This window comes from Roseivirga sp. AWQ4_251 (genome assembly GCF_056158225.1).
The window spans coordinates 480,788-493,766 of the sequence record NZ_JBSWSW010000002.1 but is presented as its reverse complement, the minus strand read 5'-3'; the positions used below and the strand labels follow the sequence as shown (position 1 = coordinate 493,766).

Annotated in this window: 15 protein-coding genes; 13 read left to right on the top strand and 2 right to left on the bottom strand. The window is 43.1% G+C overall.

What is annotated here, in order from left to right; translation table 11 throughout:
* Positions 1-5: 5 nt before the first annotated feature.
* From ACXACJ_RS16195 to ACXACJ_RS16180, 4 genes are all read left to right on the top strand, one after another.
* Positions 6-809: an SDR family oxidoreductase gene (locus ACXACJ_RS16195; protein ID WP_475135452.1), complete on the top strand. Its 804-nt coding sequence runs from the start codon at positions 6-8 to the stop codon at positions 807-809.
* Positions 810-828: 19 nt separating this feature from the next.
* Positions 829-1,725, top strand: a complete 897-nt coding sequence (locus ACXACJ_RS16190) for a helix-turn-helix domain-containing protein (protein ID WP_475135451.1) — start codon at positions 829-831, stop codon at positions 1,723-1,725.
* A 94-nt stretch (positions 1,726-1,819) separates the two neighbouring features.
* The gene (locus tag ACXACJ_RS16185; protein WP_475135450.1) at positions 1,820-2,701 is read left to right on the top strand and encodes an NmrA family NAD(P)-binding protein; all 882 of its coding nucleotides are present in this window, start codon (positions 1,820-1,822) and stop codon (positions 2,699-2,701) included.
* Between the two features lie 11 nt (positions 2,702-2,712).
* Entirely contained in the window at positions 2,713-3,627 is a 915-nt protein-coding gene (locus ACXACJ_RS16180) for a helix-turn-helix domain-containing protein (RefSeq protein WP_475135449.1), read from the top strand.
* Between the two features lie 3 nt (positions 3,628-3,630).
* On the opposite strand, the gene ACXACJ_RS16175 is transcribed toward ACXACJ_RS16180, so the two are convergent.
* A complete protein-coding gene (locus ACXACJ_RS16175) occupies positions 3,631-4,281 on the bottom strand; it encodes a TMEM175 family protein (protein WP_475135448.1) in 651 nt (216 codons plus the stop codon).
* 165 nt (positions 4,282-4,446) lie between these two features.
* Here ACXACJ_RS16175 and ACXACJ_RS16170 point away from each other — a divergent pair, with 165 nt between their 5' ends.
* Entirely contained in the window at positions 4,447-5,016 is a 570-nt protein-coding gene (locus ACXACJ_RS16170; RefSeq protein WP_475135447.1) for a Crp/Fnr family transcriptional regulator, read from the top strand.
* Positions 5,017-5,105: 89 nt separating this feature from the next.
* A complete protein-coding gene (locus tag ACXACJ_RS16165) occupies positions 5,106-5,837 on the top strand; it encodes an SDR family NAD(P)-dependent oxidoreductase (protein ID WP_475135446.1) in 732 nt (243 codons plus the stop codon).
* Between the two features lie 244 nt (positions 5,838-6,081).
* On the opposite strand, the gene ACXACJ_RS16160 is transcribed toward ACXACJ_RS16165, so the two are convergent.
* Positions 6,082-7,527, bottom strand: coding sequence for a competence protein CoiA family protein (locus tag ACXACJ_RS16160; protein WP_475135445.1), 1,446 nt, complete (start codon positions 7,525-7,527; stop codon positions 6,082-6,084).
* A gap of 234 nt (positions 7,528-7,761) precedes the next feature.
* Between ACXACJ_RS16160 and ACXACJ_RS16155 the strand changes: the two genes are divergently transcribed.
* From ACXACJ_RS16155 to ACXACJ_RS16125, 7 genes are all read left to right on the top strand, one after another.
* Positions 7,762-8,187, top strand: coding sequence for an OsmC family protein (locus ACXACJ_RS16155; RefSeq protein ID WP_475135444.1), 426 nt, complete (start codon positions 7,762-7,764; stop codon positions 8,185-8,187).
* Between the two features lie 95 nt (positions 8,188-8,282).
* Positions 8,283-8,867 carry a Crp/Fnr family transcriptional regulator gene (locus tag ACXACJ_RS16150; protein ID WP_475135443.1) on the top strand — a complete coding sequence of 195 codons (585 nt, stop codon included), beginning with the start codon at positions 8,283-8,285 and terminating at the stop codon, positions 8,865-8,867.
* 124 nt (positions 8,868-8,991) lie between these two features.
* On the top strand, positions 8,992-9,480 hold the full coding sequence (locus ACXACJ_RS16145) for a hypothetical protein (protein ID WP_475135442.1): 489 nt from the start codon (positions 8,992-8,994) through the stop codon (positions 9,478-9,480).
* 163 nt (positions 9,481-9,643) lie between these two features.
* Entirely contained in the window at positions 9,644-10,408 is a 765-nt protein-coding gene (locus ACXACJ_RS16140; RefSeq protein ID WP_475135441.1) for a prolipoprotein diacylglyceryl transferase, read from the top strand.
* On the top strand, positions 10,380-11,774 hold the full coding sequence (locus tag ACXACJ_RS16135) for a radical SAM protein (RefSeq protein WP_475135440.1): 1,395 nt from the start codon (positions 10,380-10,382) through the stop codon (positions 11,772-11,774). The genes ACXACJ_RS16140 and ACXACJ_RS16135 overlap by 29 nt, the downstream gene beginning before the upstream one ends.
* Positions 11,771-11,980 carry a hypothetical protein gene (locus ACXACJ_RS16130; protein ID WP_475135439.1) on the top strand — a complete coding sequence of 70 codons (210 nt, stop codon included), beginning with the start codon at positions 11,771-11,773 and terminating at the stop codon, positions 11,978-11,980. The genes ACXACJ_RS16135 and ACXACJ_RS16130 overlap by 4 nt, the downstream gene beginning before the upstream one ends.
* A gap of 93 nt (positions 11,981-12,073) precedes the next feature.
* On the top strand, positions 12,074-12,976 hold the full coding sequence (locus ACXACJ_RS16125; RefSeq protein WP_475135438.1) for an NmrA family NAD(P)-binding protein: 903 nt from the start codon (positions 12,074-12,076) through the stop codon (positions 12,974-12,976).
* Positions 12,977-12,979 lie beyond the last annotated feature (3 nt).

Here is a 12,979-nt window from a genome sequence, read left to right as displayed (position 1 = left end):
TAGAAATGCAAAAGACAATATTCATTACAGGAGCCTCTACAGGTTTGGGAAAAGCCACGGCCATACTGTTTCAATCCAAAGGCTGGAAGGTGATCGCGACCATGCGAACTCCTGAAAACGAAACCGAACTTACCAACTTGGAAAATGTTACCGTGCTTCCATTGGACGTAACCAATGCCGAGCAAGTGACGAAAACCGTAAACACCGTTTTGGAATCACATGAAGTAGATGTGGTGTTCAACAATGCAGGTTATGGACTAATAGGCCCATTGGAAGCGCTAAATGACGAACAGATTACACGTCAGCTCGATACCAACCTTCTGGGTGTGATTCGGGTGACGAAAGCTTTTATCCCTTATTTCAGAGAAAAGGGCAATGGTGTATTTATTTCCACTACTTCAATCGGTGGTTTGGTGACTTTCCCGTTTGGGTCAACTTACCATGCTACCAAATGGGCACTGGAAGGTTGGAGCGAATCGCTTTGGTTTGAGCTTGGTAAATTGGGTGTACAGATCAAGACGGTTTCTCCTGGCGGCATCAAAACCGATTTTATGGGCAGATCGTTGGATTTTTCCTCAACACCTGCTTACGACAGCATGCTAAAAACGATGATGGATGGTTCCATGCAAATGATGGAAAACGCATCTACTCCTGAGCAAATTGCCGAGATTGTTTATGAGGCGGCTACAGACGGAAAAGATCAGCTGAGATACGTGGCAGGTGTAGATGCACAAGGTCTGTATAAGCAAAGACAGGAGATAGGTGATCAGGCATTTATGCAGTTTATGAAGCAGAATTTTATAGATTGATTCCGAAATGAAAGACCAAATGCCTTTTAAAATAGTGTCCATTTCTCAGCTCCATCAATTGCTGCATTTGCCAAAGCCCAAGCATCCCTTGATCAGTTTGGTAGATAACAATCAGTTGGTTGTAGATGAGTCGTTTGGGCAGAAAACTATCGCGATGGAGTTTTATAGCATTTCCTATAAGACCGCTAAAAATGGTCGCATGGGCTATGGTCAGGGACATTATGATTTTGATGAGGGCGGTATCATGTTTACTGCCCCCAATCAAGTCATTGGCCGACATGAGGATCAGGAGTATTCAGGTTATATGTTGATTGTCCACCCGGATTTTATCCGCAATTACCCTCTGGCAAAAAGCATCCGTAAATACAGTTTCTTTACCTATGATACCAATGAAGCGCTTCACTTGTCGGAAAGTGAAAAGGAGGTAATTCTCGGATTATTTCAGAGTATCGAAACTGAGCTCAATACGGCCATCGATGAATCCAGTCAGGATCTGTTGGTGTCTTATCTGGAAGTATTGCTCAACTACAGCCAACGATTTTACAAGCGACAGTTCATCACTAGAAAGGTGGTTCACTCTGATCTTTTAACACAAATAGAGCAGTTGCTAAGCGACTACTTCGATCAGTCCGAATCATTGATTGAAGGCTTGCCAACTGTTGAGTTTCTAGCTGATCAGGTCCATGTGTCTCCGCGCTATTTAAGCGATATGCTGCGTTCACTCACAGGACAAAGTGCCCAGCAGCACATCCACGACAAGCTGATCGAGAAAGCCAAAGAATACCTTTCCATCAGCAATCTCTCCGTAGCTCAGATTGCCTACCAGCTTGGTTTCGAACGACCTCAGTCCTTCAACAAGCTATTTAAAAAGAAAGTGAACCTGACGCCTTTGGAGTTTCGGGCGAGTTTTAATTGAGTAAGAAAGTTATTTCCACTACATCAAAAGTGAATTTGGCTACACCGAAGTTTCCCTTATTCGAGTGCTTTGTATCCATATAAAATCAATGAAAATGGATATAATCATCACAGGTTCTTTAGGGAACATCGGGAAACCTCTTACGCAGGAGTTGGTGCAACAAGGACATTCGGTTACTGTAATCAGCACCAATCCTGAGAAAAAGGCAGAGATTGAAGCTTTGGGTGCAAAAGCTGCTATTGGCTCGGTAGAAGATGTAGCGTTTCTCACACAAACATTTACCGGTGCAGACGCTGCTTACTGCATGGCGCCACCCAATTTTACGCATCCTGATCAAATAGCGTATTACCACAATATCGGTAAAACCTACAAGCAAGCTATCGTCAATTCAGGAGTGAAAAGAGTGGTTCATCTGAGCAGCTATGGAGCGCATTTGCCATCAGGAACAGGTTTTATCTCCGGTTCTTACAGAATAGAGCAGGAGCTGAATTCGATTCCTGCTCTTCAGTTGACGCATGTAAGACCTACTTATTTCTATTACAATTTGCTTGCTTTTATTCCGATGATAAAGCAAGCCGGGTTTATGGGTGCTGTTTACGGAGATGACGACATTTTAGCGATGGTTTCTCCTTTGGATATTGCTTCAGCCGTAGCGGAAGAGTTGCAGACTACAACCAAACCGAATCCTGTTCGCTATGTATGTAGCGATGAGCTTACTTGCAATGAAATAGCTGCTGTCTTAGGCAAAGCCATTGGCGTGCCTGAATTAGAATGGCGAGCTTTGCCGGGAAAACAAGTGTTGCAATCGTTTATCGAAAACGGTGTTCCCGAAAATTTTGCGTTGAATTTGGTCGAGCTGGCAGAAGCAACTCACACAGGTGCATTAAGAGAGGAGTTTGCGCTAAATAAACCGACCTTTGGCAAGGTGAAAATCGAGGAATTTGCCAAAGATTTCGCGAAAGCGTATAATTCATAAACTGTGTTGATATGAGCGCTGAAAAACTACTGAGAATAGCATCTATTCGCCAATTCCATGAGCTGAGAGGTTTGCCAGAACCGGAGCATCCGCTGATTAGTGTGGTGAATATGGAGGATGAAGCTAAGCATGGAGAAGATCTCAGCCTGATTCTGAATTATTATTCCATTTCGATAAAAACCGGATTGGTCGGAAGGTTTAAATACGGCCAGCAGGAATATGATTTTAATGCCGGTGTTATGTTTTTTATTGCGCCTAATCAGATCTTTAAGATCGAGAGAAACAAGGACCGGCCTTGCCAGCAGCAAGGTTGGGTACTTCTCATTCATCCTGATTTTTTGTGGAATACTGGATTGGCGAGCAAGATCAATCAGTATGATTTTTGGGATTATTCGGTGAACGAAGCTTTATTTCTATCCGAAAAGGAAAAAGCTGTAAGCAACTCGATCGTTCAAAACATAAAAGATGAGATTTCATCCAATCTTGATGACTTTAGTCAGAACATCATTGTTTCGCAGATAGAACTATTGCTTAGTTACTCAGAGCGATTTTACAAGCGACAGTTTATCACACGTAAGAAGAGCAATCACCAAATACTTGATCAACTCGAATCATTGCTTAACCAATATTTTGAGGGAAATGAGTTGATCGATCAAGGCATTCCCAGTGTGCAGCATGTGGCTGACTCATTGAATATTTCTCCAACTTATTTGAGCAGTCTCCTCAAATCACTGACGGGATTGAATACCCAGCAGCACATTCATGAAAAACTGATTTCGAAAGCCAAGGAAAAGCTGTCTACCACCAATTTATCCGTCAGCGAGATTGCTTACGCGTTAGGATTCGAACATTCACAGTCGTTCAGTAAACTCTTCAAATCCAAAACCAGCCAAAGTCCGCTGGAGTTTAGGGCGAGTTTTAATTGAGAGTTAGTGGGGTTGGTTTGATCGTGCCTGATTCTTGCGATGGCCTCTTTCGAGTTGGGGAATGAAGAGGTTCACAATGGAAGATGTAATGGGAATACCCATCAAAACATAAGTAGCCACTTTGGGGAAGTAAATGGAAACGAAAATCACCACTCCGATAATGCCCAGTAACATCAGCAGCGGCAGCCAGGAGGATTTCGGTTTTAGCCGAGGCTTTCTTTTTACGTGTTCCGAAAGTTGCTTGAGCTCGTCATGATCACTATTCTGAACCACAGCGCGGAACGTCACCATGTAAAACAGACTGGCCAGGAAGTAGATAATGTCAAAGCCGATTACCGGAGTGAGCACACCCTGATTTTCAATCACCCATTTGGTAAATAGGGGAATGAGCGACAGGAAAAACAGAAAGAAAATGTTGGAAATGATGATCCTTTGATTCACTCTTTCGAGGTACTGAAAAAGCTGGTGATGCTGGTTCCAAAATGCGCCAACAACGAGAAAACTGAGCAAGTAAATCAATAATGACGTACCAAATTTGAACAAATCTTTGGTTTCGAACAACTCTGGTAGCGGGATTTCCAAAACCATGATGGTGATGACAATGGCAATAACCGCATCGATAAAAGCCTCCAGTCTGTTTTTTGTGATCGTCATAGTAAAATACAGTTGAGCAAATATGTGAAAGTTTCTGAAACCTGCGGTTTTATCCATGCTGTGGAAACGAAATCTTCAATATGTTTTATGCTTGTCCGGGTAGCATCGACCTCCTTTTTGCCATTTGGTAAAAGGCTCCCAGCTTTCAATTGTTAACTTGCTGACATGGATAAACTGATTGATTATTTGCTTCAGTTTGGGCAGCTAAACCAGCAACAGATTGACTTCATTTCTGCTAAGGTGAAACCTGTTCATCTGAACAAAGGTGATTACTTCTCTGAAGCGGGAAAAGTGCCAAAGCAGGCTGGATATCTTCTGGACGGCATTCTGCGCGTGTGCTATTATAACAATAAAGGGGAGGAGATCACCAAGTACTTCATCGATGAAAATCATCTGGTATCGGACTATCAGCATTTCGAAGCACGGATTGCTGCATCGGAGTATGTGCAAGCCGTGACGGATTGTGAGTTACTGGTTTTTTCGCGAGACGCCTGGGAGGAACTCTCCGGCACCATAGTGGGGTGGGATGCCATCGTCCATAAAATAGTCCAAAAGGCCTTGATGCAAAAGCTAGACAGAAGAAGTCCGCTGGTGGAGCAGGATGCTACCACACGCTACCTCAGCTTTATCGAAAAATTCCCCAATTTGGTCAATCGCGTGCCGCTTTCTCAGCTGGCTTCTTACCTCGGCATCACCCAGTCGTCACTGAGCCGAATCAGAAAAAACATCCGATAGTTTGCTTTTTGCCATATGGCAAATGATTTCATTTTTCGTCCGGCCAGCTTTGTAGGGTAATTGAATTTCAAACAGAAAAAGCACTAAAAATGAAATCAGCATTAATCACGGGAGCCAATAGAAGTATCGGGTTAGAAACCGCAAAACAACTTTCCCAAAAGGGACTTTTCGTGTATGTGGGAAGCCGGGATATCGAAAAGGGAAATGCCATAGTGGCACAATTGGCTAGCGAAGGATATGCCAACATGCAGGCGATAGCCATAGATGTCACTCAGCCGGAAACGATCCAAACGGCTCGTGAAATCATCGAAAGGGAAAAGGGTAAGCTCGACATTCTGATCAACAATGCCGGAATCATGGGTGGATACGAACAGGCGCCCAGCACCACTCCAGAAGGGGTGATTCAATCCACTTTTGATGTCAACTTTTACGGACCTATTCGTGTGACACAGGCTTTTGTAGATCTCCTGAGAAAGTCCGACCATCCGGTGATCAGCAACATCACTTCGGGGCTTGGTTCACTCACTATGCACAGCGATCCCAGCTGGAAGTATTACGATATCAAAGGTGTCTGCTATGTGCCTTCCAAAGCGGCTTTGAACGCCTTTACCGTGACGCTGGCTCACGAACTGAAAGACTTCAGGGTGAACGCCATTGATCCGGGATTTACGGCCACAGATTTTAACCATCACCGAGGCACAGGCACAGTAGAAGATGCCGCTGCCTTTGTGGTGAAACACACGCTGATCGATGAAAATGGCCCTACCGGAAAGTTCTTTAGCAAGGACATAGAAAACGAAAGCGAAGAAAGCCCGTGGTGAGTTTGGCGAGTTGGAGCAGGTGAGAGGCGGGCTGCCAGACCGACCTTGTCACTTGGGTGAACTAAACGCGTCATCTGGTTGGGTTATTTTCCAACACTCAAAGTCTTCAATAAGCTATTTAAGAAGAAGGTGAGCCTGACTCCTTTGGAGTTTCGAGCGAGTTTTAATTGAGGGGGGTAATGGAGATATGGTTGGCTTCCGAGATAGCTAGCAATTGTTATGACACCAGGTAGATAATTGCTTGTTACCTCCAGTTTTTTATCAGTTCAACAAATTGGGGCTTACTGATTTTTCTCAATTTAGTGTCGCTAATGAGTTCGAAGATGTGTGTTCCAAAATCTAAGAAAATTCGTTCATATGCATAGTCCCAACTAGGACGTCTATGACTCCAACTGTAGTAATATTGTCCCTTAAATCTCTTCATGATATTGGATCGCTCAGCTTCACGTAATTCCTCCATTTCCCTTAATTCAATTTCTCTTTGTTCAAACTCATATTGTTCACGTTTTCCGATTTTGGTTTCCAAAATTTCGATTCGTTCATGAGCCTTCTTAACTTTCTTGTTAGCGATTCCGAGTTCTGAGACACACAAATCACGTTGTTCTGCCAAAAAATCTGAGAGTTGAGTTTTCATGGATTCTAGACAATTTGTTTCTGTTTTATCCAACTCAGAAATTTCGGATTCAAGCAGGTTTATTTTCGTAGTCAGATTTGCAATTGCATCCGTAGGGTCAACAATGAGTATGTATTTCTGATTTTTTGCAATCTGTTCAAACTCTTGCTCCGATCGGAATTTCAGGATTGTAGGAAATAGAGAATCTTTAGAGGCCTTTTCAATTAATATACACTTGGGATAAGAAGACGATGATATCTCTGTAGGAGTAACAAGTTTGTAATGTTCATAGTTGAACACCTGTGAGTTGGGAAGATTATCAATTGTCTTTAGAGTTCCTTTTAAGCCTTCCAAATCTTCATTCACCACTTCTTTTTTGGATCTGACGGAAGATATTACCTCCTTTTCTTCGCAATTGAATTTATCCAGAATGTTGCTAAAAATGTAGGATGTTCGGAAGCACTGTGAAAGGGCATTATCTAGATTAGCTCTGTGTTCAATAATTTTAGACTGCCTACCTTCTAGCTTTGAAATTTCATAATTCAGATTGGTTATTTCTGATTCGTGCTCTTCAATTTGTTTCTTGAAGTCTCGAATTTCTGGGCTGTCCTCTTCTCTGTATGAAGAATAGCCATGATACTGATTTTCTACTTCGCGTAATCTTCTGTTAACGGCACTGGAAATTCTAAAATTTGTCTTGAATGTTTCAGCGTTGACTAGCCAAATGATGCTCTGATAAAATGCTTCTCTTTCCTCAATAGTTGAACTGGATATGGATGAATTCTGAAGTTCCAATACTAGTCCGTTGGGAGTTTGGATGTCGGCAACATGTTTTTCATTATCTCTTATTATGGCAATTTCTTGCCAATCTTTAGGAAATTCGTTTTTCCATGACTTGTGCCATTCTGTTTCGTGTTCTTTCCATGGGTCGCAGTTCTGTTCGACTATGTGTTTCCAATGGTGAATGTAGATATCACCACAATGAGCTCTTACAGGGTTTCCGCAGAGTTGGCAATATGCGGTTAGTCCTTTGCTTGGAGAAATTCGATTTCTATTCTGATCAACTGCGATTAACAAAATTTTACGGTTTGAAGATAATTGAAGGAGGCCATGCCCGAATATATAACACCACGCCACATATTCACTAACAACGTAACAATTTAAAGTTTTTTTATATCAATCATCGATTCTGTCAGAACGTTTGTACTGGTCAATTTTTAAGAAGTTCATAAATCTTCCTCCCATTTTCACTTAAGTGAAAAAATGGCGTGATTTCTCTGCGGAGCTTTGTAGCAACAAAATTCAAAAGCAATGAAAAGAACAGCAAACGCCCAGTGGAATGGCGACCTCAAATCGGGCAAAGGAACATTAAGCACACAAAGTGGCATTTTAAGCGAAACGCCCTATTCTTTCAACACACGTTTCGGGGATGTGAGAGGCACCAACCCTGAAGAGCTGCTGGGAGCGGCCCATGCGGGCTGTTTTACCATGGCCATCTCGCATGCGCTTTCTGGGCAGGGTTATGTGCTGGCCGGCTTGGCCACCAAAGCTTCCGTGCACCTGGATATGTCTGTCGGCAGCATCACACTGATCGAGCTAGCACTGAAAGCAGAAACGATCTCCGGACTTTCTGAAAGTGAGTTTGTGCAAGTGGCCGAAGAGGCGAAGAAGAATTGCCTGATCTCTAAAGTACTGGGTGACGTAGAGATTACCCTCGCGGTGAGTTATGGCGATTAAATAAAGGCTGGCGCAAGGTTGAGCTTGTGGCGCAACACAGTGGAATTTTAACCAAGAGTCCCGACATTTGATCGGGACTTTATATTTCTAAGCGTATGGTAGACAAGACCGGGTTGCAACATTTTCTGCACGAGTTTTCAGGGCTTTCCGAAGAGGATTTTCGCTTGGCAGAATCGTATTGGTATCCTCGAAAAACCAGCAAAGGGGACTTCTTTAATACCCAGGGAGTCGTTTGCAAGGAGCTGGGGTTCATTACCAAAGGGATGTTTCGTGTTTACAGATACGATACCGAAACGGAAGAGCAAAAGAACGTTTACTTCTTTTCAGAAAACCAGTTTTTGGTGTCGTTTCACAGCTTTATCCGTCAGTATCCGTGTGCGTACTATTTCGAAGCGTTGGAAGATGCGCATTACCTTGCCATTCGCTATGATCATTTGCAGGAGCTTTACCAGCAGTCTGCGGGTTGGAATACGCTCGGGCGAAAGTTGGCAGAGAAGAGCTTTGAAGTGTCTCAGCTGCGCATGGAATCGCTGCTTTTTCTCAGCCACGAGCAGCGATACATCAGCCTCATCAATGAACACCCCGACATTGCCAACCGCATTCCCCTGTATCACATTTCGTCTTATCTTGGCATCAAAAACCCTTCGCTAAGCAGAATCAGAAAGCGATTGGGGTTTTAGCTTTTACAATCCCCACCGAAATTTTTGCTTTTTTATTCGAAGCGCAAAAAATACGGTTTCATTATTCACTTAAGTGAAAATGGATGCTGATTTTTCGAGGGAAGTTTGCTTCAAAAACAAACTTATGGGACTTTCAGCACTCGGTATATTTCATACCATCGTAGGCATTGGGGCACTTGTGGCCGCCATCATTTCTTATGTTCGATTTGGCAAAATCATCCTCTCCAACCTGCCGGGCAAAATCTATTTTTACGGCACCATTATCACCTCACTGTCTTCCCTGGGCATCTCAAAACTGGGTGGATTCAATCCAGGACATGCCGCTTCTCTGATCATCGTGATCTTTTTACTAATAGCTGCTTTTCTTCATTACAAAAGGAAGGAAAGTAAAAGACTGAGGTACGTGGAGAACTTTCTGATCTCTTTCACTTTCTTCTTTTCGTGGGTGCCAACCATCAACGAAACTTTTACCAGAATCCCCGTTGGACACCCGCTAGCGAAGGATATTTCGGATCCCGTGATTGCGAACACGCTATTGGTGTTTCTCCTGCTGTTTATTGCTGGTTCTGTCTACCAGTTCATCCAACAGCGGAAGGCAAATAGGGTAGGGTGAGTAGGGGAAGAGGTTGATACTTTTGGCATGTTAGATGAGGTTACATGAAATAAAGTCTACGTGCATTAATATATCAGTTATCTTCATTGTATTTTCACAAATCATAGAATAAAGTAGTATCGTAGCTTCTGTGATTGCATGCTATGAGCTGAATAATCATCCAATGATGTTGAGCCTGCCTTTTGAGCCAAGACTTTGGGGTATTCCCATCAATATCCATTTAATTCTGGAGTATATGGCGTTTTTTGTTGGGTATCGGTATTATGCGTATCTCAGGAAAAACACTTCTGATCCGATCTCCTCATCCAATAGGTTATCGATTATTTTGGGAGCGGCTCTGGGTGCACTGATTGGTTCGAGAATATTTGGGTATTTCGAAAATCCTGTGGCCATCTCTTTCGAAAGCCTGCCGGTATTGCTTAATGTCAAAACGATTATGGGAGGCCTCTTTGGTGGTCTTATAGGCGTGGAGTTGATGAAAAAGCTCATAGGTGAATCTTCCTCTTCAGGTGACCTTTTCACCCTGCCCATTATTCTCGGCATTTTCATCGGACGTATAGGGTGTTTCCTGTCAGGTACTAACGAATTTACCTATGGCAAAGCCACCACTTTTTTTACAGGGATGGATTTGGGAGATGGAGTCATTCGCCACCCATTGGCGCTCTACGAAATGGTTTTTCTGATGGGTCTGTTTTTGATTTTCAGGAGGCAGTCGGCAAAAGCAAGCCTGAGGCCAGGTCTGACCTTCCAGTACTTTATGATTAGCTATTTTGGTTTTAGATTTTGTATGGAATTTCTAAAGCCAAACATTTTCTTCATTCTCGGTTTCAGCAGTATTCAATGGTTGTGCGTTTTGTGCTGGCTGTACTATTACAAAACGATTTCTAAATTGCTCACACATGCCTACCAGAAAATATACCTATTATGATTTCACATTGAGTCTCTGTCCTCAGTGTCTCAAAAGAATAGATGCAAAGATTGTGTTTCAGGATGATAAAGTATATATGCTGAAAAGGTGTCCAGAACATGGTGCATCCAAAGTGCTCATTGCCGATGATGTGGCGTATTACAAAAACATTCGTAACTACAACAAGCCTTCGGAAACACCTTATAAGTTTAATACAGAGACCCATTATGGCTGTCCATATGACTGTGGGCTTTGTCCGGATCATGAGCAGCACTCTTGCTTAACTGTAGTAGAAGTGACCGATCGGTGCAATCTGACGTGTCCAACATGCTACGCAGGTTCTTCTCCAACATATGGGAGACATAGGTCGCTAGAGGAGGTCAAGCAAATGCTGGACACCATCGTGGCTAATGAGAAGGAGCCAGATGTAGTGCAGATCAGTGGTGGCGAACCAACGATTCATCCTCAGATTTTTGAGATTCTGGATTATGCCAAATCGCTACCCATCAAACATTTGATGCTAAATACCAATGGCATTGCCATAGCCAAGGATAAGGAGTTTGCCAGAAAGCTAGCCGCTTATGCACCTGATTTTGAAGTGTATTTGCAGTTTGATTCGTTCCGTGAAGAGGTGTTGCGATCAATGCGAGGAGCCGAACTATTAAAAATAAGACAGCAGGCTTTGGATCATCTCAATGAGTTGAACCTGTCAACGACACTGGTGGTCACCCTTCAGAATGGTTTGAATGATGATGAAATTGGCCAAACCATTGAGTATGCGTTGAAGCAGCGATGTGTGCGTGGAGTCACCTTTCAGCCAACTCAGATCGCTGGGCGGTTAGAGAATTTTGATCCTGCCAAAGACCGAATGACATTAACAGAAGTAAGGAGGAAGATATTGGAACAATCACCAGTTTTCAATGAAGATGATCTTATTCCAGTTCCCTGTAATCCAGATGCGCTGGTCATGGGATATGCCTTGAAGTTGGGAGGAGAGGTGTTTCCGCTAACCAGATTCATCAACCCTGTCGATTTGTTGGATAATAGCAAGAATACCATTGTCTATGAGCAGGACGAGCACTTACACGGTAAGATGATAGAACTATTCAGTACTGGCAATTCTGTAGATGCCGCTACTAATAAACTTCAGTCTTTGCTCTGCTGTTTGCCACAGATTGAAGCGCCGGCATTAGGTTATGATAACCTGTTTCGTGTGATCATCATGCAGTTTGTAGATGCTTATAACTTTGATGTACGATCGATCAAGAAATCTTGCGTGCACATTGTCAATAAAGACAATAAGATCATTCCATTCGAGACAATGAACTTGTTTTATAGAGATGATAAAAAGGAATATCTAACTAAACTACAAAATCAGGAAGTATGATACTGTTAGAATATAATGGCGAAGGCTTGGATTATTTTTTTGCTTTCTTCGGTTTTATTATCGTTGGTTTGCCGTTGATATTAATGCTTGTTGGGGCAGGTATCAAGAAAAATAAACCTAAAACAGGAAAAGTGCTGATCATTCTGGGTATCGTATACTTCATTATTGCTGCAGGGACTTGTGGGATTCTATTGGGTAGTTCATGACTTACCCAAGATTTGAATACAACAACCACAGATTTGGTTAAGTGGCCGGGGCAGTGACTTTTCAATTTTGTATCGAACAATAATCGAAGCAAAATGAAGATAGTAGTAACAGGTTCTTTGGGTAATGTGAGCAGGCCTTTGGTCACTGAGTTGGTGCAGAGAGGTCATGATGTGACTGTGATCAGCAGCACGGAAGACAGGAGAGCAGCGATAGAATCTCTGGGAGCCAAGGCCGCCATTGGCAGCATGCTGGACGTGGATTTTCTTTCCGAAACTTTCAAAGGAGCGGATGCCGTGTATTTGATGGAAGCGGTAGATCGCAGCAAAATGATGATTCCTGATTTTGACATTATCGAGGCGTACAAGGGAATCGCTGAAGGATACAAACAGGCGGTGATCAATGCAGGTGTAACAAAGGCTGTGCATTTAAGTAGCCTTGGCGCACATACCACCGAGGGAAATGGAGTGCTTTCCATGCACTATTGGACAGAAAAGGTGCTGAATGAATTACCAGAAAATGTAGCGGTGAAGTTCCTGCGTCCGGTTGGCTTTTTCAGTAATTTGTACCGATCCATGCATACGATCAAGGCGCAGGGAATGATCATTTCCAACATGGGAGGTGACAAAAAGGAACCGTGGGTGGCGCCTTTAGATATTGCGCTGGCCGTGGCTCATGATCTGGAAAATCCATTCGAAAATCGATCTTTTCAGTACATCGCCAGTGATAAAGTTTCGCCCAATGAAATCGCTCAGGCTTTTGGAGAAGCGATCGGTAATCCTGAGTTGAAATGGCTGCAAATCTCTGATGAAGAGCAATTAAAGGGAATGTTGGCTTTCGGAATGAACCAACAAGCCGCAAAAGGTTTTGTAGAGATGCAGGCTGCTCAGCGCGATGGCTCGCTTTACGAACATTACTATGCGCATGAGCCAGAACTGGGCAAGGTGAAATTGAAGGATTTCGCTCTGGAATTTGCCAAAGTCTATCAAAACGCATAAACA

Excerpts from the sequence above, each read along its gene's own strand:
- ACXACJ_RS16195 (WP_475135452.1), top strand. The coding sequence starts at position 6 with ATGCAAAAGACAATATTCATTACAGGAGCCTCTACAGGTTTGGGAAAA.
- ACXACJ_RS16190 (WP_475135451.1), top strand. The coding sequence starts at position 829 with ATGCCTTTTAAAATAGTGTCCATTTCTCAGCTCCATCAATTGCTGCAT.
- ACXACJ_RS16185 (WP_475135450.1), top strand. The coding sequence starts at position 1,820 with ATGGATATAATCATCACAGGTTCTTTAGGGAACATCGGGAAACCTCTT.
- ACXACJ_RS16180 (WP_475135449.1), top strand. The coding sequence starts at position 2,713 with ATGAGCGCTGAAAAACTACTGAGAATAGCATCTATTCGCCAATTCCAT.
- ACXACJ_RS16175 (WP_475135448.1), bottom strand. The coding sequence starts at position 4,281 with ATGACGATCACAAAAAACAGACTGGAGGCTTTTATCGATGCGGTTATT.
- ACXACJ_RS16170 (WP_475135447.1), top strand. The coding sequence starts at position 4,447 with ATGGATAAACTGATTGATTATTTGCTTCAGTTTGGGCAGCTAAACCAG.
- ACXACJ_RS16165 (WP_475135446.1), top strand. The coding sequence starts at position 5,106 with ATGAAATCAGCATTAATCACGGGAGCCAATAGAAGTATCGGGTTAGAA.
- ACXACJ_RS16155 (WP_475135444.1), top strand. The coding sequence starts at position 7,762 with ATGAAAAGAACAGCAAACGCCCAGTGGAATGGCGACCTCAAATCGGGC.
- ACXACJ_RS16150 (WP_475135443.1), top strand. The coding sequence starts at position 8,283 with ATGGTAGACAAGACCGGGTTGCAACATTTTCTGCACGAGTTTTCAGGG.
- ACXACJ_RS16145 (WP_475135442.1), top strand. The coding sequence starts at position 8,992 with ATGGGACTTTCAGCACTCGGTATATTTCATACCATCGTAGGCATTGGG.
- ACXACJ_RS16140 (WP_475135441.1), top strand. The coding sequence starts at position 9,644 with ATGATGTTGAGCCTGCCTTTTGAGCCAAGACTTTGGGGTATTCCCATC.
- ACXACJ_RS16135 (WP_475135440.1), top strand. The coding sequence starts at position 10,380 with ATGCCTACCAGAAAATATACCTATTATGATTTCACATTGAGTCTCTGT.
- ACXACJ_RS16130 (WP_475135439.1), top strand. The coding sequence starts at position 11,771 with ATGATACTGTTAGAATATAATGGCGAAGGCTTGGATTATTTTTTTGCT.
- ACXACJ_RS16125 (WP_475135438.1), top strand. The coding sequence starts at position 12,074 with ATGAAGATAGTAGTAACAGGTTCTTTGGGTAATGTGAGCAGGCCTTTG.